The sequence below is a fragment of the Kitasatospora griseola genome (assembly GCF_044999035.1).
GTDB lineage: Bacteria > Actinomycetota > Actinomycetes > Streptomycetales > Streptomycetaceae > Kitasatospora > Kitasatospora griseola.
Genome location: NZ_CP173360.1, coordinates 6,040,302 through 6,058,818 on the forward strand (window position 1 = coordinate 6,040,302; position 18,517 = coordinate 6,058,818).

Consider the following 18,517-nt stretch of genomic DNA (forward strand, 5'->3'; position numbering starts at 1 on the left):
GGGTGCTCAGAAGCCGCGGAAGACTCCGTCGGGGCCGGCGGCGCGGACGAAGTCGACGAAGTCCAGGTTGGCGATCGACAGGTTGTTCTCGATGCCCCACAGTGCGGCGGCGGCCACTCGGACGGTCGGGGTCGCCGGGTCGCGCAGGTAGGCGGCCAGGAGCGGGAGTTCGGGGTCGGTGAGGGTGCGCCGGTCGGCCACGACCAGCAACGGGTGGCTGTAGTGCGGTGGCAGCCGGGCCGTCAGGTCGGTGATGGTCAGGTCGACGAAGGCGGGGTCGTCGACCGGGACGACGACGGGCAGGAAGCCCTCCCCGGTCGGGGTGGCCATCACTTCGCACAGGCGCCGCCAGGCCGCGGGATCGGCGAAGTCGGTGCGCACCACCAGGGCGCCGGTGGTCATCGGGCGCCGTCGCGGAGCAGCAGCAGGTCGAGGGAGTGCGCGTGGGCGTGCGAGGCCCAGGTGGGGAGGTGCTCGGTGAGGAACCAGGCGGCGTCCGCCAGGTCGTCGTCGTCCAGGTTGGCCGTGGGGTGCTCGGGGAGCGACTCGGGGTCGAGGGCGGCGAGGTCGGCCAGCACGGTGGGGAGCGCGGCGTGCGGGGTGAGGGTCGGGCAGGGCCAGGGCCGGTCGTCGGTGGCGCCGTCCGGCCAGGGCCAGCGGCGGGACCAGACTTCGGCGAGCGCGGGCAGACCCAAGGTGCGGAAGACGCCGGTGAGTTCGTCCCAGTGGCGGCCCGCGAGGACGGCCTCGCCCAGCGGGGTGCCGAGGGTGCCCGCGAGGGCGGGCAGCAGGGCGGTGTAGCGGGAGTCCGCGTCGGCCCGCAGGCGGCCGGAGAGCAGCTCGGTGAGGGCGGCGGACCGCGGGACGCCGAGCAGCCCCGTCCCGCCCGAGCCGGGCAGGCGCAGCAGCAGTGCGGCGTCCACCGCGAACGCGGTGACGTACTGTTCGGCCATGCCTGGCACTCTTCCCCAGGGGTGTGACAACTCCGGTGCGGCGCGCGGGAGTCGGGTCGGGATCGGGTCAGGAGAAGCGGAAGAGCTGGGACTTGTCGCCGGGCGAGCAGGTGGTGATGGTCAGCTGCTGTCCGGTCCCGTGGTCCGTCAGACAGCTGGTGGCGAAGCCGAGTTGGAACATGCCCGAGCCGGCGTCGGTGAGGCCGAAGTAGGCGATGTCGCCGTAGGAGGCGGCACCGGCGAGTTCGGCACCCGGGGGGCCGCTGTAGGGGTAGGCCAGGCTGACGCCGCTGCTGTTCCTGCAGGCCGTGAAGGTGGTGCGGTTGGTGGCGTCGGTGGCCTTCACCCAGCCGAAGGAGGTGTTCTTGCCCGACACCACCGGGACGCCCGCCGTCAGCGCGTCCGAGCCGAGGCCGGCGGCCTGCCCGGTGCCGACGTTGACCAGCCGTCCCCAGCCGCTGCCGCCGCAGCCGGAGGCCGGGCCGCCGCCCGCGGGGGGCTTCGGGGTGGTGGGGGCGGGCTGGTTCGGGGTGGAGCCGCCGCCGCTGTTCGAGCCGCCGCCACTGTTGGAGCCGCCGTTGGTGGAGCCCCCGTTGTTGGCGCCTCCCGAGCCGCCGCCCGTGTTCCCGCCGGTGTTGGTGTTCGAGGAACCGCTGCCGGAACCGTTGTTGGCACCCGCACCCGCACCCGCACCCGCGCCCGGGTCGGGCGTGCCGCCGGGCGGGACGGGGCTGCCGGCCGGGTCGGCGGACGGCGGGGCGGAGGACTGCGGCTGGGCGGCGCCGCCCTGGGCAGTGCCCGACGGGGATCCGGTCGGGCCGGAACCGTTCTGGCCGCCCGGGGAGTCGGCGCTGGTGCTGGACTCCGGGCGGTGCTGCCAGGGCAGCAGCTGGAGCTGGTGGGCGGTCACCCCGCCGCCGGTGACCAGTACCAGCGGAAGGACCAGGGGCACCAGCCATCGTCGGCCGGGGCGTTCGGCCTGCCGGGGCACGGTGGGGGCGTCCGGGGCGGCGACGGCGGGCGGGGTCTCGTCCGGTCCGGCGAGGGCGACGACGGCGCCCAGCCCGGCGGGGGTGGACATCGCCTGCCGGGCGACGACGGCCATCGCCGCGGCGTCCGGGTAGCGCTCGCCGGGCTCCTTGGCCAGGGACTTGGCGACCACCGCGCGCACCGGGGCGGGCACCGCCTCCGGCAGCTCCGGCACCGGCTCGCGGACGTGCTTGAGCACCACTTCCAGCGGGGTCTCGCCGGTGAACGGCGGCTTCCCGGCGAGGAGTTCGTACAGCACCACGCCGACCGAGTACAGGTCGGAGACGGCCGAGGCGTCCTTGCCCTCGGCACGTTCCGGGGCCATGTACAGGGCGGTGCCGATCACCGCGTGGGCGGTGGTGATCCGGGTGTCGGCCAGCGTCCGGGCGATGCCGAAGTCGGTGACGGTGACCCGGCCGTCCTGGTCGATCATCAGATTGGACGGCTTGATGTCGCGGTGCACGATGCCCTGCAGGTGCGCGGCGTGCAGGGCGTCCAGCATCTGCGCCGCGATGTCCAGCGCCCGGTCGGGCGGGAAGCTGCCGCGGCCCTTGGCCCGGTCCAGCGGGCGGCCGGTCAGCAGCTCCATCACGATGTACGCGACCTTCGCGGACGGGTCGGAGGCGTCCTCGCCGTAGTCGTGGATGTGCACCACGCCGCGGTGGTTCATCGCCGCCAGCACGGTCGCCTCGCGGCGGAACCGGGCCGCGAAGACCTCGTCCTCCATCAGCGCCGGAAGCACGATCTTCACCGCGACCTGACGGCCCAGCACCTGGTCGTCCGCCCGCCAGACCTCGCCCATGGCACCGCTGCCGAGCCGCTCGGTGAGGGCGTAGCGGCCCCCGAGCACCGTCCCCCGACCCCACATGTCCCGTTTCCCCCGAGCATGGTGTACGACCTGTCAACAAGAAGAGTCTGGCTGCTCGGCCACCCGATGGGAAGGCCGGACCCCTCTTCGCGCGGCGACTCTACACGCCGTCCGGGCACGTCCGTTCGAATCGATCGTTGGTACTGACGTACGGTCAAGTGGCTGGCTGTGCAGGAGAGATCCGGAGGAACCGCGCAGTGACCATCGACTTCACCACCGGACGGCCCGAGGCGCGGCCGTTGGACGTCAGCTGGCACCACGGCTCGCCGTCGGCCAAGCACAACACCGACCCCGACCTGCAGGTGTACGCGTACGACGAGCACACCGTGATCCTGCGGCAGAACATGGCCGTCAACTACGAAGCGCCGTTCCTGTACCTGCTGTTCGGCAACGAGCGGGCCGTGCTGATCGACACCGGGGCCACCGCCGAGGCCGAGTACCTGCCGCTGCGGCGGACCGTGGACGAGCTGATCGACGGCTGGCTGGCGCGCAACCCGCGGGAGGACTACCGGCTGCTGGTGGTGCACACCCACGCGCACGGCGACCACGTCGCCGGGGACGGGCAGTTCGCGGACCGGCCGGCGACGGAGCTGGTGCCGGCCGGGAAGGACAGCGCCTGGCCGTGGTTCGGCTTCGACGCCGACCCGGAGGCCGTCGCCCGGATCGACCTCGGCGGGCGGGTGCTGGAGTGCCTGGCCACCCCCGGCCACCACGCCGCCTCGGTCACCTACTACGACCCGTGGAGCGGATTCCTGCTCACCGGCGACACCGTCTACCCCGGCCGGCTCTACATCGAGGACTGGGCCGCGTTCGGCCACAGCATCGACCGGATGATCGACCTGGCCGAACGGCGGACCGTCACCCACGTGCTCGGCTGCCACATCGAGATGTCGGTCCGGCCCGGCCTCGACTACCCGATCCGCTACACCTACCAGCCGTACGAGGCCCCGCTGGAACTCACCGTGGCACACCTGTACGAGATCCGCGGGGCGCTCGGCGCGACGGCCGCGCACGGCGGAGAACCGCGGCGCATCACGCTGCCGCGGTTCATCCTCTGGCCGAGCGACTGAGCCGGCGCCCGGTCAGCCGCGCAGCCTGGCGTCCTCGGCGAGCGACGCCACCAGGGCCTCCACCTGCTCGGGCGGCAGGCCCCGGGAGACGAACCAGGCGCCGACGTTGCGCACGTCCCGCTCCAGGAAGGAGCGGCCGCGCGGGTTCGCCACCACGTCCACGATCTGCGGGACGTCGATGATCACCAGGCGGCCGTGGTGCACCAGGATGTTGTACGCCGAGAGGTCGCCGTGCGCGTAGCCGTCGTACGCCAGCAGGGAGAGGCTGCGGCCCAGCTGCTCCCAGAGGTCGTCGATGTCGGCCTCCTCGGCGCGCAGTTGGGCCAGCCGCGGGGCGGCCGTGCCGACCTCGTCGCCGATGAACTCCATCAGGATCTCGGTGCCGGTGATCTGCACCGGGTACGGCACGGCGACCCCCGCCGACCACAGGCGGCACAGCGCCGTGAACTCGGCGGCCGCCCACTGGCCGGCGATCGCCTCCTTGCCGAACGCGGTGCGCTTGGCCATCGCCCGGCTGACCCGGGACTCCTTGTGCTGGCGGCCCTCCAGGTAGCCCGAATCGCGGTGGAACATGCGGTGCTGGGCATCGCGGTAGCGCTTGGCCGCCATCAGGGTGCGGCGCTCGGTGCCCGGGACACTGCGCTCCAGCAGGAAGACGTCCGCCTCCTTGCCGGTCTTCACGATGCCGAACTCGGTGTCGACGGCCGCGAGTTCGGTGATCACCCAATCGGGGCGCGGCTGCGGGCCCTTCTCGGTCGGGGTGGACTGGTCCCACGTCGACCAGCGGTCGCCCACGGGCGGGCCGTCGGTGACCGGGGGGTTCTCGCCCTCCGAGTCGTCGAACTCGTCGTGGTCCTCGGCGGGGAAGTACAGGTACTCGGGCTCGGCGTCGTCGAAACGGTCGGCCTTGCGGCCACGACGGGAAGCGCCCTTGGGGCGGATACGGGAGAAGGAATCGCTGTCGGCAAAGCGCTCGCGCACTGCGGTGGCTCCTGAGGAGTGGCCCACCGGGGCGCGGTACGACGCGCTGTCAGCCGGTGGGGAGAAGACGGGGGGAGGAGGCGTATGGCGCGCAGGCGAAAGCGCGCCGCGTCACGGCGGCAACCATCCTGGCCACACCTCCTCACTCGTCTCACCACCCGCGCATGGGTGCTTGCGGGCGGACTCGGACCACCTTAGTCAGTGCACCGGTGGATGCAAACGGTTTTTTCGCGGAGCCGGAAAGACGGGGGGAACGGGGCGCGAGGGCCCGGGAAACGTCGCGCGGGGCCGGGGCCGGGGCCGGGGTCGGGGCCGGGGTCGGGGCCGGGGTCGGGGTCGGGGTCGGGGTCGGACGGTGCATAGCTAAATCATCGACATATCTAAATGGTTGACCTATCGTTGCGGCATGACAGACCGTCAACTGACCGAGCCGACCAGGCTCGTGCTCACCGCGCTCGCCGACGAGCCCCGGCACGGGTACGCGATCCTCCAGGAAGTCCTGGCGATCACCGGCGGCCGGACCAAGATGCTCACCGGCACCCTCTACACGGCACTGGACCGGCTGCTCCAGCAAGGGCTCGTCCAGGTCGAGGGCGAAGAGGTCGTGAACGGGCGGCTGCGTCGCAGCTTCGCCCTCACCGACCAGGGCCGCCACATCCTGACCGAGGAGACCCGGCGGCTGCGGGCCGGCGCGGCCGAGGCCGAACGGCGGCTCGCCCTAGGCGGGTTGCGGCCGAGCGGGGGAATGGCATGACCCACTCGCCCACCTCCGGAGCCGGGCTGTTGCACCGCCTCTACCCCGCCGGGTACCGGGCCGCCCACGGCGAGGAGATCGTCGCCGTCTTCGCCGAATCGGTCCGGCGCGCCGACCGCCGCGCCGCCGTCCGCGAGTGGGCCGTCCTCGCTGCGCACGCGCTGCGGCTGCGCACCCGGCTCAGCTCCCGCGACCCCGCGGGCCGGGTCCTGGCCGCCGCCGCGCCGTTCCTGCTGGCCGGCGGGGCCGCCCTGGGCGTGCTCCACCTGCTGACCGACCTGATCCTGCCGGGCGCCCACTACGGCTTCGAGCCGCCCTGGGTGGCGGACGGCGTCCAGGGTGCGCCGTGGGTGCTCGCCCTGCTGTGCGCCGCGCTCGGTCGCTGGACTCCGGCCCGGGCGCTGGTCCTGGTCGCCGTGGTGGCGGCGCAGTTCCGTCCGGAGCCGGCGTCCATGTCGTCCGTCCACCTGGTCCAACTCTGGTCCGTGATGGGCGTGTTGGTGCTGCTCGCGCCGCCCGACGCGGTCGACCTCTCCCGGCGGGGCCGCAACCGGGCGGTGGCCGCCGCGATCGCCGTCGCCCTGCCGATGTGCGCTGTCGACGCCCTGTGGATCGGCTACTGGGGCGAGGACTCCCTCGCCGTCCGGTTCCCGCCCGCTCAGCAGCTCCCGCTCGACGCCCTCGCCGCCTGGCCGGCGGTCGTGATGGCCCTCGCCTACGCCCTGCGCCTCGCCGACCCCGCCACCGGCCGCCTGCGGGCCGCCGGCGTCGCCCTGGCCGCCCTGCCCTGGGTCGCGATGACCGCCGCGCCCCTCTATCGCAACACGCCCCTCGACGCCCAGGAACTGCTCGGCAACGCCGCCGTCGTCCTCGTCCTGCTGGCCGTCGCCACCGCCGTCGGCCTGCTCCGCCGCAACCGCCTCGCCGGCGCGGCCCGACCGGAAGCGCCCGACCCGCTGCACTGACCGCGCCTGCACCGGCCGGCAGCCGAGAGGCCCCGTCGATCCCTGGAGGTCAGGGCGGCGGGGCCTCGTTCGTGCGGAGTCGAAAGTGGGGTGAGTGGGGGCGGTTGCGGCTGCGAGGCTGCACGTGGCTGCCGCGTTCCCGGACGGGGTGGTCGGTTCGGCCGATCCGAGCAGCACCGTGTCCAATCGAGGAGGCGTTCTTCGAGGCGGTCGGGGCCGGGTCGGGGTCGATCGACCGGGACCGGTTCCACTGGCCGGCGGTTCCGGAACTCGGGTTGGGGCCCGGCACGAGGACGCGCACCTCCAGGCCGCCGTCAACGGCTCGGACGGGTGCGGTGACGTGCAGGCCGCGGTTCACACCGCCTTCCTCCAGGTCCGGTCGGGCCGCGAGGACCGCGCCGAGTGGCCGGTGGAGTTGGGCCGGTAGCAGAGTACGCCGTATTCTTCCCTTCGGTTCGCGCGATGAGGAACGATAGGGAAGGATGCGGCGTGCAGGAGTTCTACTCCGTCGAGGATGTGGCCGAGCTGTTGGGGCTGCACGTGAAGACCGTCCGGGGCTATGTCCGGGACGGGAAGCTGAAGGCCGTGCGGATCGGGAAGCAGTACCGGATCGCGCGGGCGGAGGTGGAGGCGTTCACCGGGGGAGGCGGGGCCGCCGACTCCGTGGGTCCTTCGCGGGCGGAGGTGTCCGCGGTGGTGCAGGTGGACGGGGTGGGGCGGGCGGAGGGGGACCGGCTGGTGACGGCGGTGCTCGCGGCAGCGGGGGCTTGGTCGTCGGGGGAGTCGCGGCCGTTGTGGGTGCAGGCGGTGCGGGACGAGGCGCGGAGTGGCTTGCGGTTCGTGGTGCTGGGGCCGCCGCGGCGGGTGGGGGACGTGCTCGGGTTGATCGACGATCTGACGGGAGAGGTGCAGTGACGGCGGTTCAGGAGCTGGGCGGGGTCCAGGTGCTGGTGTGCGCGGCGGAGGGCGAGCAGGTCGCGGGCGAGCAGGACGCGGTGGACCTGCTGGGGAACGCGTACTACCTGGGGGCGTCCTGGGTGGCGGTGCCGGTGGAGCGGTTCGGGGCGGAGTTCTTCCGGCTGCGCAGCGGGGTCGCGGGCGGGGTGGTGCAGAAGTTCGCGCAGTACCGGATGGGTCTCGCGGTGCTGGGCGACGTCGCGCCGCACGTGGAACGGTCGGACGCGCTGCGGGACTTCGTGCGGGAGAGCAACCGCGGGCTGCAGCTGTGGTTCGTCGCCGACCTGGAGGAGCTGGCGGGGCGGTTCACCGGGTAGGTCGGCGGGTCGGCGGGTCGGCGGGGGAGGCGTGCGGGGAGGCGATGTGCGACGCGCCTCCCCCGCGCATTTGACACGATTCCAAAAATCGCAAAAAGTAGATGCGACAGCGGCGGAGCGAGTCGAAGGGCGCATCGTGGACCAACTGGCCATGTACAAGGCGTTGGCCAACCCGGCGCGCCTGCAGATCCTCCAGTGGCTGAAGAACCCGGCCGAGCACTTCGACGAGAGCGCCTACCGCGAGCAGGGCCTGGGGTTCCACATCGGCGTCTGCGTCGGTGACATCCAGGCGCGGTCCGGCCTCTCCCAGTCCGTGGTGTCCAGCTACCTGCAGGCGATGAAGGACGCCGGCCTGCTGGAGTCCGAGCGGATCGGCAAGTGGACGTACTACCGGCGCAACGAACGGATGATCCAGGCGCTCGCCGCCCATGTCCGCAACGAACTCTGACCTCCTGCCCCAAGCGCGACGAGGCGGCCCGCTCCACCGATGAGCGGGCTGCTCGCCGTCCCGCGCCCCACTGCGGGCTGTCATATCTAGTAACCGCGATATATGGATATGACTCCGCCCGCTCTCCCCCGGAAAGACGATCATGAGAAGAAGCTCGCCGGCCGTCCTGGCGCTTGCCGTAGGTGTCTTCGGCATCATCACCACCGAGATGGGCATCGTCGGCGTGCTGCCGCAGGTCGCCTCCAGACTGAACGTCAGTGCCTCCACCGCGGGGCTGCTCGTGGGGTCCTTCGCCCTCGTCGTGGCCGTGTCCGGCCCGTTCATGACGCTCGCGGCCTCCCGCCTCGACCGTCGGGCCGTACTGGCGGCCGCCATGGGCGTCTTCGCCGTCTCCAACGCGGTCTACGCGCTCAGCACGCACTTCGCGGTGATGCTCGCCTTCCGCATCGTCCCGGCCCTGCTGCATCCGGTCTTCTTCTCGGTCGCGCTCGCGACGGCAGTGCGACTCGGCCGGCCGGAGGACGCGACCCGCGCCACCGCCCGGGTCTTCGCAGGCATCACGGCGGGCTTCGCCTTCGGCGTGCCGTTCACGTCCTACCTGGCGGACCACTTCTCGCTCCAGGCCGCCTTCTGGTTCGGCGCGGCCGTCAACCTGCTCGGCCTCGCCGGCGTCCTGCGGTTCCTGCCCGCGCTGCCGGCCGGCGAACGGCTGTCCTACGGCAGCCAGTTGCGGGTGCTGCGCAGTGGGCGGATCTGGCTGACCGTCATGTCGGTCGTCCTGGTGTTCGCGGCGCTCTTCTCCGTGTACGGCTACTTCGCGGAGTACCTCGGCGCCGTCACCGGAATGAGCGGCTCGCGGATCAGCGTGATGCTGATGGCGTTCGGTGTCGTCATGGTCTTCGGCAACTTCGCCTTCGCCGCCCTGCTGCGGGTCGGCGCGATCCGGACCGTGCTGCTCCTCCCGGTCCTGTTCGCCCTCGTCCAGGTCCTGGTGTTCGCCCTCGGGGCGCGGACCGCGCCCATGATCGGTCTCGTTCCGCTGTGGGCGGCCGTGCACTCCGGCGGGCTCATCGTGTGTCAGAACTGGCTGGGCCGCGACACGCAGGACGCGCCCGAGTTCGGCAACAGCCTGTTCGTCTCGTTCTCCAACCTGGGCATCACCGTCGGCACCGCTGTCGGAGGGTGGGTGCTCGCCGCGCTGGGCAGTCGGTCGCTTCCGTGGGTCGGCGTCGGGTTCGCCCTCGCCGCTCTGGCGGTCGTGGCGCTGCGCCTGACCTGGGACAGGCATGTCGGCGCGACGGCGGGCCGCGGTGCACCGGCCGTGGACCGCAGTGCCCCGGCGACGGTCCGCTGAGGGTGGGCCCGTGCTTCCGGTGCGGATACGGCGATGGGGCCTGGGCGTCAACTCCGGGATTATGCGGGGCAGTTGATCCGGCCGCAGGGGGTTCCGGCGTGAGATGACATGTGCAATTGTACATGTCACCGGTCGTCGAGCGGTTCTCCGGCGGCCGTCCCCCACCCTCTGCCGCGCCCCCCAAGCGCGGCAGCACATCGGCCCGGAGGCCCCACGTGCGAACCTTCCGGATACCGTTCGCGTCCCTCGCGCGAACGTGGAGTCTGTTGCTCTCCTTCTGTCTGGCCCTCGGATTCCTGGCTGCTTTCGTGCCGGGCGCCCGGGCGGCCGCCCCCGCCGCTCCCACCGGCGACCGGCCCGCGAAGGCGTCGAAGTCGGCGCCGCGCAGCACCGAGGCGGCCGAGCGCCGCAAGGACTCCGACCGCGACCTGCGGTCGGACGCCAGCAAGCGCCCGCCGGTCGCCGTCAAGGGCGAGCCGGAGCAGGCCAAGTCCCTTGCGGCGGCGGCCGCGTGCAACGTGTCCGACTTCACCGGGAAGACCGGCGCCGCGCTGGTCGCCCAGATCAAGTCCGCCACGGTGGACTGCGTCAACTCGCTGTTCCTGCTCAAGGGCAACGACGCGAAGCTGGCGTTCAACGAGGCGCAGATGGTGAGCGTGGCCAATGCGCTGCGCGACGTCTCCGCCGGCTACCCGGGTGACGACTCGACCTCGGCCACCCAGATCGTGCTGTACCTGCGGGCCGGGTACTACGTGCAGTGGTACAACGCGGACGTGGTCGGCCCGTACGGCAGCAGCCTGAAGTCCGCGATCGAGGGCGGTCTGGACGCGTTCTTCGCCGCCCCGCACTCGCAGGACGTGACGGACGCCAACGGCGCCACGCTGGGCGAGGCCGTCACCCTGATCGACAGCGCGGCCGAGAACGCCCGCTACCTGTCGGTCGTGAAGCGGCTGCTGAACGGCTACAACAGCGGCTACGACGCGTCCTGGTACATGGTCAACGCCGTCAACAACACCTACACGGTGCTCTGGCGCGGCCACCAGAACAGCGACTTCCTGCCCGCCGTCCAGGCGGACCCGAGCGTGCTCGACACCCTCCAGTCCTTCGCCACCCGCAACAACGGGGTGCTCGGCGGGACCAACGACTTCCTGGTCTCCAACGCGGGCCGCGAACTCGGCCGGTTCCTCCAGTACCCGGCCCTGCAGGCGAAGGTCCGGCCGCTGGTGAAGAGCCTGCTGGACCAGAGCAGCATCACCGGACGGACCGCCTCGCTGTGGGTCGGCCTCGCCGAGATGACCGACAGCTACGACAAGGCGAACTGCGCCTACTACGGCACCTGCGACCTGGCGAACCGGCTGAAGGCGGCGGTGCTGACCGTCAACTACACCTGCAGCCCCAGCATCCGGATCCTCGCGCAGGCGCTGACGGCCGACCAGCTGAACACCGCCTGCACCAGCCTGAAGGGCCAGGACGCGTACTTCCACGGCGTGGTCCGGGACAACGGCGCGGTCGCAGGTGACAACAACACCACCATCGAGGTGGTGGTGTTCCACTCCAGCAGCGACTACCGGACCTACGCCGGAACCATCTTCGGGATCTCCACCGACAACGGCGGCATGTACCTGGAGGGCGACCCGGCCGCGGCCGGCAACCAGCCGCGGTTCGTCGCCTACGAGGCCGAGTGGGTCCGCCCCGCCTTCCAGATCTGGAACCTCAACCACGAGTACACCCACTACCTCGACGGCCGGTTCGACATGTACGGCGACTTCGACGCCGGCATGACCACCCCGACCGTCTGGTGGGTCGAGGGCTTCGCCGAGTACATCTCCTACTCCTACCGGGGCGTCGAGTACACCGACGCGATCACCCAGGCCGGGCTGCACACCTACGCGCTGTCCACCCTGTTCGACACCACCTACGACAACGCGGACCAGACCCGGGTCTACAACTGGGGCTACCTGGCGGTCCGTTACATGCTCCAGTCGCACCGCAGCGACATGGACGCGGTGCTCGCCAAGTACCGCGCCGGTGACTGGAACGGCGCCCGGACGATCCTGAAGACCACCATCGGCACCCGGTACGACGCCGACTTCAACAGCTGGCTGACCGCCTGCAACGCCGGCAACTGCGGCGCCACCGTGCCGACCACCCCCGAATGCACCGGCGCCGACACCCGGCAGCTCGACCAGAACTGCCGCCGCTCCAACGTCGCCGCCACCGTGAACAACTACGCGTACTTCTACCTGTGGGTGCCGGCCGGCACCACCAGCCTGACCGTCACCGTCTCCGGCGGCACCGGCAACGCCGACCTGTACTACAACGGCGCCAACTGGGCCACCACCGGCTCGTACACCGCCAAGTCCACCAACAGCGGCAACACCGAGACGATCACCGTCGCCAACCCGCCCGCCGGCTACAACTACGTCAGCCTGTACGCCCAGCAGGGCTTCAGCGGGGCGTCCGTCAGCACCTCGTACTGACCCGCGCACCCGAACGGCCCGGCCCACCCACCGGTGGGCCGGGCCCCGGTGCGTTCCGGGATGGGAGATCATGGACGGTCGAGCACCGAGCACCAGCACCGAGGAGCCACCCGTGGCCGAGATCGTCCTGTTCCACTCCGCGTACGGCCTGCGCCCCGCCGTGCACCGGGCCGCCGACCGGCTGCGCGAGGCCGGGCACACCGTGCACACCCCCGACCTGTACGAGGGCCGGACGTTCGACGAGGCGGAGGAGGGCATGGCGTACCGCGACGAGGTCGGCAACGACGAACTGCTGCGCCGCGCCGTCACCGCCGTCGCTCCGCTGCTGCCCGCCAAGAACGGGCTGGTGTACGCCGGGTTCTCGCTCGGCGGGTCGCTGGCGCAGAACCTGGCACTGGCCGACGAGCAGGCCCGCGGGCTGCTGCTCCTGCACGGCACCTCCGACCTGCGGGAGGACGCCGCCACCGGCATCGCGGTGCAGCTGCACGTGGCCGAGCCGGACGCGTACGAGTCCGAGGACTGGCTGAACACCTGGTACCTGCAGATGACCCGGGCCGGCGCCGACGTCGAGGTGCACCGCTACCGGGGCGCCGGGCACCTGTACACCGACGCCGAACTGCCGGACTACGACGCCGAGGCGGAGGCCCGGACCTGGGCGGCCGCGCTGGACTTCCTCGCCGAGCTCGACGAGCAGCAGGACTGACCGGACAGGCTCCGGAGGTCAGGACGCGAACGCCACCGCCAGGCCGGTCGCCCTCGGCTCCAGGAACGCCAGCAGGCGCTCGCCCTCCGCGACCAGCTCGGGCCGGGCTCCGTGCTCGACCAGCGGGGTCAGGGTGAGCTGCGCCGCGCCCCGGGTGCAGGTGTGGCTCCACAGCCCGGCGACCAGGCCGTCCACCAGGTAGGAGGCCAGCAGGGTGCCGTTCACCGCCCGGTAGACCTGCGGCTGGAGTGCGGCGGGCAGCATCCGGGTGCGGTCCGCGTGCGACAGCAGCGCCGCGTCCCACTTGGGCAGGAACCGTACCGGCAGGACGCGGTCCGCCGCGCCGATCGGCGGCGCGTCGGGCAGGTCCAGCAGCTCCCGGCCGTCCTCGGCCCGGTACGTCGTCAGCTCGCCCAGCTCGGCCAGCGCCGGATCGACCTGGCGCAGCGTCAGGCCCGCGAAGTGCGCCAGGTCGGCGCGCGAGGCCGGCCCGAACGCCGCCAGGTAGCGGCGCGCCAGCCGGGCGGTGGCGACCGGCTCCGGCGGCAGCTCGCCCGGCCACAGCACCAGTTGCGGCTTGCCGTGCGCCCGCCAGTGCCCGGACGGGGCGACGTGCACCAGCGGCAGCAGCGCCCGCGCGTAGTTCAGCAGGTCGTCGGTGCGGACCCGGCCGCCGGAGATCTCCGCCACCTGCTCGCGCAGCTCCTGCGCGCTGCGCGGCACCGCGGCGAACTCCCGCAGCCGGGCGTCCAGTTCGGCCTCGTCCAGGCCCGCCGTGCGGTGCCGGCCGCGCAGCGGGACCAGCCACTGGCGGCGCCAGGCGGCGGCCAGGTGGCCGTAGTCCTCGCCCGGCACCAGGTGCAGGGTGCCGCGCATCAGCGTCGACTTCACCATGCTGCCGTCCCGCAGCGCCGCGTCCAGCTGCCCGGTGGTGAAGCCCGGCAGCCGGGACCAGAGCGCGAGGTGCGGCGACGGCGAGTACTGCGCCTGCAGCGCGGCCAGCCGGCGCACCCCGTCCGCCGCCGACAACGGCTCGGCGCGGTCCAGCAGCTGCCGCTCGAAGGAGCAGACCGTCAGCTCGCGGGCGGACAGCGTACGTGCGGCGGGCATCGCCGGATCTCCTCTCGTCCCCGTCGGCCCCCCGGGATCCGGCGGGCCGACGGCGGGCACTCCAACAACCCGTCAGGACAGTCGGCCGGGGCGCTCAGACGGACGGCGGCACGGGCGGCAGGGGCGGCACGGGGGGCGGCGGGGGCGCACCGAATCCGGCCCCGAATCCGGGCCCGGCGTCGGCGGAGGGGGCGGCGGAGGGCGGCTGCGGGGGCCAGTACCCGGCGGGCCCGGCGGGCCGCGAAGGCGCGCCCCAGGCACCCGGAGCGGGGGCGGCGGGCGGGTACGGGGACGGGAAGGGAGGCAGCGCCGGAGCCGACTGCTCACGGCCGACAGCCGCGATCAGCACGACGACCAGGGCGAGCACGACGTCGACCAGCAGCGTGGCGGTGAGCAGCAGGTCGACGATGTCCAGGCGCAGGATGCTCTCGTTGAGGAGCAGCACGGTGATCAGCGCGGTCGCCGAGACGTAGCCGTTGACCGCCAGGACGGCGACCGCGCCCGGCCTGGCCCACCGGCGGCCGTTGACCGCGCCGAAGGCCAGCACCAGCGCGGTGAGCACCAGCGCCGTGTCGTAGCCGGTGAAGCTGACCGGGGCGGGCACCCAGTACCGGGCGTCGACCGGCACCCCGAGGGCCGCGGGCAGGTAGCTCACACCGCTGCGATTGAGGTCGTAGCCGAGGACCGCGAGCTCGATCGCGACCTGCACCAGCAGCAGGAAGCCGATCGCGGGCAGTCCGCGGCCCCCCGGGCGCGGGTTCGACTGCAGTGGTTGGACGAAGGCCATGACGGGTCCCCTCCCGTAACCGTGCGGTGGATCGGAGGTTAGCGCTTCCACGTCCGGAGGGGGACTAGACTCGGATCCGCGATCCCGGAAGCCGTGGTCCGAGCCCTGGTGGTGGCTCGGGCCTTACGTGTTTCAGCCCCCCTCAGGACCCCGGAGGCCCCGCCTTGAGCGATCAGCCGTATGCGCACCTGCACGTCCACACCGAGTACTCGATGCTGGACGGCGCCGCCCGGCTGAAGCAGCTGTTCAAGGAGGTCGAGCGGCTGGGCCAGACCCATGTCGCGATGACCGACCACGGCAACATGTACGGCGCGGCCGAGTTCCACAAGCAGGCCACGGCCGCCGGCATCACCCCGGTGATCGGCATCGAGGCGTACGTGGCGCCGGAGTCCCGCTCCAACACCAAGCGCATCCTGTGGGGCCAGCCGCACCAGAAGAAGGACGACGTCTCGGCGTCCGGCGCCTACACCCACAAGACCATCTGGGCCCGCAACAAGGAGGGCCTGCACAACCTCTTCAAGCTGACCTCCCGCTCGTACGCGGAGGGCTGGCTGGTGAAGTGGCCCCGGATGGACAAGGAGATCATCGCCGAGCACGCGGCCGGTCTGATGGCCACCACCGGCTGCCCGTCCGGCGTGGTGCAGACCCGGCTGCGGCTCGGGCACTTCGACGAGGCGCTCAAGTCCGCCGCCGAGTACCAGGACATCTTCGGCAAGGAGAACTACTTCCTGGAGCTGATGGACCACGGCCTCGACATCGAGAAGCGGGTCCGCGACGGCCTCCTGGAGATCTCCAAGAAGCTGAACATCCCGCCGGTGGTCACCAACGACTCGCACTACACCACCGAGGGCGACGCCGGAGCGCACGACCTGCTGCTCTGCGTCCAGACCGGCAAGAACCTCTCCGACCCGGACCGCTTCCGGTTCGACGGCACCGGCTACTACATCAAGTCCGCGGCCGAGATGTACGCCCTCGACTCCTCCGACATCTGGCAGGAGGGCTGCCGCAACAGCCAGCTGCTGGTGGCCTCCCGGGTCGACACCGAGGGCATGTTCAAGTTCAAGAACCTGATGCCGCGGTTCCCGATCCCGGAGGGCTTCGAGTCCGAGGCGGACTTCTTCAAGTCCAAGGTCTGGGAGGGCATGGACTGGCGCTTCCCGGGCGGCTACGACGAGGAGCACAAGAAGCTCGCCGAGTACGAGATGGACACCATCATCCAGATGGGGTTCCCGGCGTACTTCCTCGTGGTCGCCGACTTCATCATGTGGGCCAAGAGCCAGGGCATCGCGGTCGGCCCCGGCCGTGGTTCCGCGGCCGGCTCGCTGGTCGCCTACGCGATGGGCATCACCGACCTCGACCCGATCCCGCACGGCCTGATCTTCGAGCGCTTCCTCAACCCCGAGCGCATCTCCATGCCCGACGTCGACATCGACTTCGACGAGCGCCGGCGCGGCGACGTGATCCGCTACGTGACGGAGAAGTGGGGCTCCGACAAGGTCGCCATGATCGTCACGTACGGCACCATCAAGGCGAAGGCCGCCATCAAGGACTCCTCGCGCGTCCTCGGCTACCCGTACGCGATGGGCGACCGGATCACCAAGGCGATGCCGCCGGACGTCATGGGCAAGGGCATCCCGCTCTCCGGCATCACCGACAGCTCGCACCCGCGCTACGGCGAGGCCGGCGAGATCCGCGGCCTGTACGAGAGCGACCCGGACGTCAAGAAGGTCATCGACACCGCGCGCGGCATCGAGGGCCTGATCCGCCAGCCCGGCGTGCACGCCGCCGGCGTCATCATGTCCGCCGAACCGCTGACCGACCACATCCCGGTCTGGACCCGGCACACCGACGGCGTCACCATCACGCAGTTCGACTACCCCACCTGCGAGGGCCTCGGCCTTCTCAAGATGGACTTCCTCGGCCTGCGCAACCTGACGATCATGGACGACGCCGTCAAGGCGATCGAGAAGAACAAGGGCGAGAAGATCGAGCTGCTCAAGCTGCCGCTCGACGACAAGCCCACCTACGAACTCCTCGCCCGCGGCGACACCCTCGGCGTCTTCCAGCTCGACGGCGGCCCGATGCGCTCGCTGCTGCGCCTGATGAAGCCCGACAACTTCGAAGACATCTCCGCCGTCCTCGCGCTGTACCGACCCGGCCCGATGGGCGTCAACTCGCACACCAACTACGCGCTGCGCAAGAACGGCCAGCAGGACATCACGCCGATCCACCCGGAGCTGGAGAAGCCCCTGGAGGAGATCCTCAAGCCGACCTACGGCCTGATCGTCTACCAGGAGCAGGTGCAGAAGGCCGCGCAGATCCTGGCCGGCTACTCGCTCGGCCAGGCCGACCTGCTGCGCCGCGCGATGGGCAAGAAGAAGAAGGAGATCCTGGAGGCCGAGTTCGTGCCCTTCCAGCGGGGCTGCCGCGAACACGGCTACTCGGACGCCGCGATCCAGGCCGTGTGGGACGTCCTCGTCCCGTTCTCCGGCTACGCCTTCAACAAAGCCCACACCGCCGGCTACGGACTGGTCTCCTACTGGACGGCCTACCTCAAGGCCAACTACCCGGCCGAGTACATGTCCGGCCTGCTCACCTCGGTCAAGGACGACAAGGACAAGTCCGCGGTCTACCTCAACGAGTGCCGCAAGATGGGCATCCAGGTGCTCCCGCCGGACGTCAACGAGTCCGACGCCGACTTCACCCCGCACGGCAGCGACACCGTCCGGTTCGGCCTGACCGCCATCCGCAACGTCGGCGGGCCGGTGGTGGAGTCGATGATCCGCACCCGGAAGGCCAAGGGGAAGTACACGTCCTTCCCGGACTTCCTGGACAAGGTCGAGGCGGTGGTCTGCAACAAGCGCACCGTCGAATCGCTGATCAAGGCCGGCTCCTTCGACTCGCTCGGGCACACCCGCAAGGGCCTGACCGCCCAGTTCGAGCCGATGATCGACAACGTGGTCTCGATCAAGCGCAAGGAGGCCGAGGGCCAGTTCGACCTGTTCGGCGGCGACAGCGTCTCCGACGAGCCGAGCTTCGGCCTGGACGTGGTGTTCTCCGAGGACGAGTGGGAGAAGTCGTTCCTGCTCACCCAGGAGCGCGAGATGCTCGGCCTGTACGTCTCCTCGCACCCGCTGCACGGCATCGAGCACGTGCTCGCCGACAAGGCCGACTGCGCAGTCGCCGACCTCGCCGAACGCCCCGACGGCACCATCGTCACCATCGGCGGCATCATCTCCGGCCTGCAGCGGAAGATGACCAAGCAGGGCAACGCCTGGGCGATCGCCACCGTCGAGGACCTGGCCGGCTCCATCGACTGCATGTTCTTCCCCGCCAGCTACCAGCTGGTCTCCTCCCAACTGGTCGAGGACGCCGTGGTGTTCGTCCGCGGCAAGCTCGACAAGCGGGAGGACGTGCCGCGGCTGATGGGCATGGAACTCGCCGTGCCCGACCTGTCCAACGTCGGCGCGCAACTCCCGATCGTCATCACCGTGCCGGAGAACAAGCTCACCCCGCCGATCGTCGGCCGGCTCGGCGAGGTGCTCAGCAGCCACCGCGGCAGCACCGAGGTGCACGTCCACCTGCGCGGGCGGACCAGGACCGTGGTGCTGCGTCTCGACCGGCACCGGGTGAAGTCCGACCCGGCCCTGTTCGGCGACCTCAAGCAGCTGCTCGGGCCGAGCTGCCTGGCCGGCTGACCGGACCCCGATCACGCGAAGAGCCCCTGCGGAACTCCGCAGG

Annotated in this window: 16 protein-coding genes; 10 read left to right on the plus strand and 6 right to left on the minus strand. The window is 71.5% G+C overall.

The window, feature by feature from the left end; genetic code table 11:
* Positions 1 to 6: 6 nt before the first annotated feature.
* From ACI1MP_RS27435 to ACI1MP_RS27445, 3 genes are all read right to left on the minus strand, one after another.
* Positions 7 to 402, minus strand: coding sequence for a DUF6924 domain-containing protein (locus ACI1MP_RS27435; protein ID WP_404869691.1), 396 nt, complete (start codon positions 400 to 402; stop codon positions 7 to 9).
* Positions 399 to 953 carry a hypothetical protein gene (locus ACI1MP_RS27440; RefSeq protein ID WP_404869692.1) on the minus strand — a complete coding sequence of 185 codons (555 nt, stop codon included), beginning with the start codon at positions 951 to 953 and terminating at the stop codon, positions 399 to 401. The genes ACI1MP_RS27435 and ACI1MP_RS27440 overlap by 4 nt, the downstream gene beginning before the upstream one ends.
* A 67-nt stretch (positions 954 to 1,020) precedes the next feature.
* Complete coding sequence (locus ACI1MP_RS27445) at positions 1,021 to 2,850, minus strand: protein kinase domain-containing protein (protein WP_404869693.1); 1,830 nt, start codon at positions 2,848 to 2,850, stop codon at positions 1,021 to 1,023.
* A gap of 197 nt (positions 2,851 to 3,047) precedes the next feature.
* On the opposite strand from ACI1MP_RS27445, the gene ACI1MP_RS27450 reads away from it, so the two are divergent.
* Positions 3,048 to 3,920 (plus strand): MBL fold metallo-hydrolase, encoded by an 873-nt coding sequence (locus ACI1MP_RS27450; RefSeq protein ID WP_232734033.1) that lies wholly within the window; start codon positions 3,048 to 3,050, stop codon positions 3,918 to 3,920.
* Between the two features lie 12 nt (positions 3,921 to 3,932).
* Here the strand turns inward: ACI1MP_RS27450 and ACI1MP_RS27455 are convergent, their stop codons facing one another.
* The gene (locus ACI1MP_RS27455; RefSeq protein WP_380340099.1) at positions 3,933 to 4,901 is read right to left on the minus strand and encodes a serine protein kinase RIO; all 969 of its coding nucleotides are present in this window, start codon (positions 4,899 to 4,901) and stop codon (positions 3,933 to 3,935) included.
* 406 nt (positions 4,902 to 5,307) lie between these two features.
* Here ACI1MP_RS27455 and ACI1MP_RS27460 point away from each other — a divergent pair, with 406 nt between their 5' ends.
* The 8 genes from ACI1MP_RS27460 (at position 5,308) to ACI1MP_RS27495 (ending at position 12,879) form a co-directional block, all read left to right on the plus strand.
* The gene (locus ACI1MP_RS27460; RefSeq protein WP_404869694.1) at positions 5,308 to 5,655 is read left to right on the plus strand and encodes a PadR family transcriptional regulator; all 348 of its coding nucleotides are present in this window, start codon (positions 5,308 to 5,310) and stop codon (positions 5,653 to 5,655) included.
* Positions 5,652 to 6,620, plus strand: coding sequence for a hypothetical protein (locus ACI1MP_RS27465; protein ID WP_404869695.1), 969 nt, complete (start codon positions 5,652 to 5,654; stop codon positions 6,618 to 6,620). The genes ACI1MP_RS27460 and ACI1MP_RS27465 overlap by 4 nt, the downstream gene beginning before the upstream one ends.
* A 489-nt stretch (positions 6,621 to 7,109) precedes the next feature.
* The gene (locus tag ACI1MP_RS27470) at positions 7,110 to 7,535 is read left to right on the plus strand and encodes a helix-turn-helix domain-containing protein (protein WP_380340093.1); all 426 of its coding nucleotides are present in this window, start codon (positions 7,110 to 7,112) and stop codon (positions 7,533 to 7,535) included.
* The gene (locus tag ACI1MP_RS27475; protein WP_380340090.1) at positions 7,532 to 7,894 is read left to right on the plus strand and encodes a DUF4180 domain-containing protein; all 363 of its coding nucleotides are present in this window, start codon (positions 7,532 to 7,534) and stop codon (positions 7,892 to 7,894) included. Before ACI1MP_RS27470 ends, ACI1MP_RS27475 begins: the two co-directional genes overlap by 4 nt.
* A gap of 136 nt (positions 7,895 to 8,030) precedes the next feature.
* On the plus strand, positions 8,031 to 8,342 hold the full coding sequence (locus ACI1MP_RS27480; protein WP_100587012.1) for a helix-turn-helix transcriptional regulator: 312 nt from the start codon (positions 8,031 to 8,033) through the stop codon (positions 8,340 to 8,342).
* Positions 8,343 to 8,484: 142 nt separating this feature from the next.
* Positions 8,485 to 9,696, plus strand: a complete 1,212-nt coding sequence (locus ACI1MP_RS27485; protein WP_404869696.1) for an MFS transporter — start codon at positions 8,485 to 8,487, stop codon at positions 9,694 to 9,696.
* Between the two features lie 266 nt (positions 9,697 to 9,962).
* The gene (locus tag ACI1MP_RS27490; protein ID WP_404869697.1) at positions 9,963 to 12,176 is read left to right on the plus strand and encodes a M9 family metallopeptidase; all 2,214 of its coding nucleotides are present in this window, start codon (positions 9,963 to 9,965) and stop codon (positions 12,174 to 12,176) included.
* A 70-nt stretch (positions 12,177 to 12,246) separates the two neighbouring features.
* The gene (locus tag ACI1MP_RS27495) at positions 12,247 to 12,879 is read left to right on the plus strand and encodes a dienelactone hydrolase family protein (protein WP_043913460.1); all 633 of its coding nucleotides are present in this window, start codon (positions 12,247 to 12,249) and stop codon (positions 12,877 to 12,879) included.
* A gap of 18 nt (positions 12,880 to 12,897) precedes the next feature.
* Here ACI1MP_RS27495 and ACI1MP_RS27500 read toward each other — a convergent pair whose 3' ends face one another.
* Entirely contained in the window at positions 12,898 to 13,989 is a 1,092-nt protein-coding gene (locus ACI1MP_RS27500; protein ID WP_404869698.1) for a winged helix DNA-binding domain-containing protein, read from the minus strand.
* Between the two features lie 94 nt (positions 13,990 to 14,083).
* Entirely contained in the window at positions 14,084 to 14,776 is a 693-nt protein-coding gene (locus ACI1MP_RS27505; protein ID WP_380340075.1) for a hypothetical protein, read from the minus strand.
* A 164-nt stretch (positions 14,777 to 14,940) separates the two neighbouring features.
* On the opposite strand from ACI1MP_RS27505, the gene dnaE reads away from it, so the two are divergent.
* Positions 14,941 to 18,474: a DNA polymerase III subunit alpha gene (gene dnaE / locus ACI1MP_RS27510; RefSeq protein WP_404869699.1), complete on the plus strand. Its 3,534-nt coding sequence runs from the start codon at positions 14,941 to 14,943 to the stop codon at positions 18,472 to 18,474.
* Positions 18,475 to 18,517 lie beyond the last annotated feature (43 nt).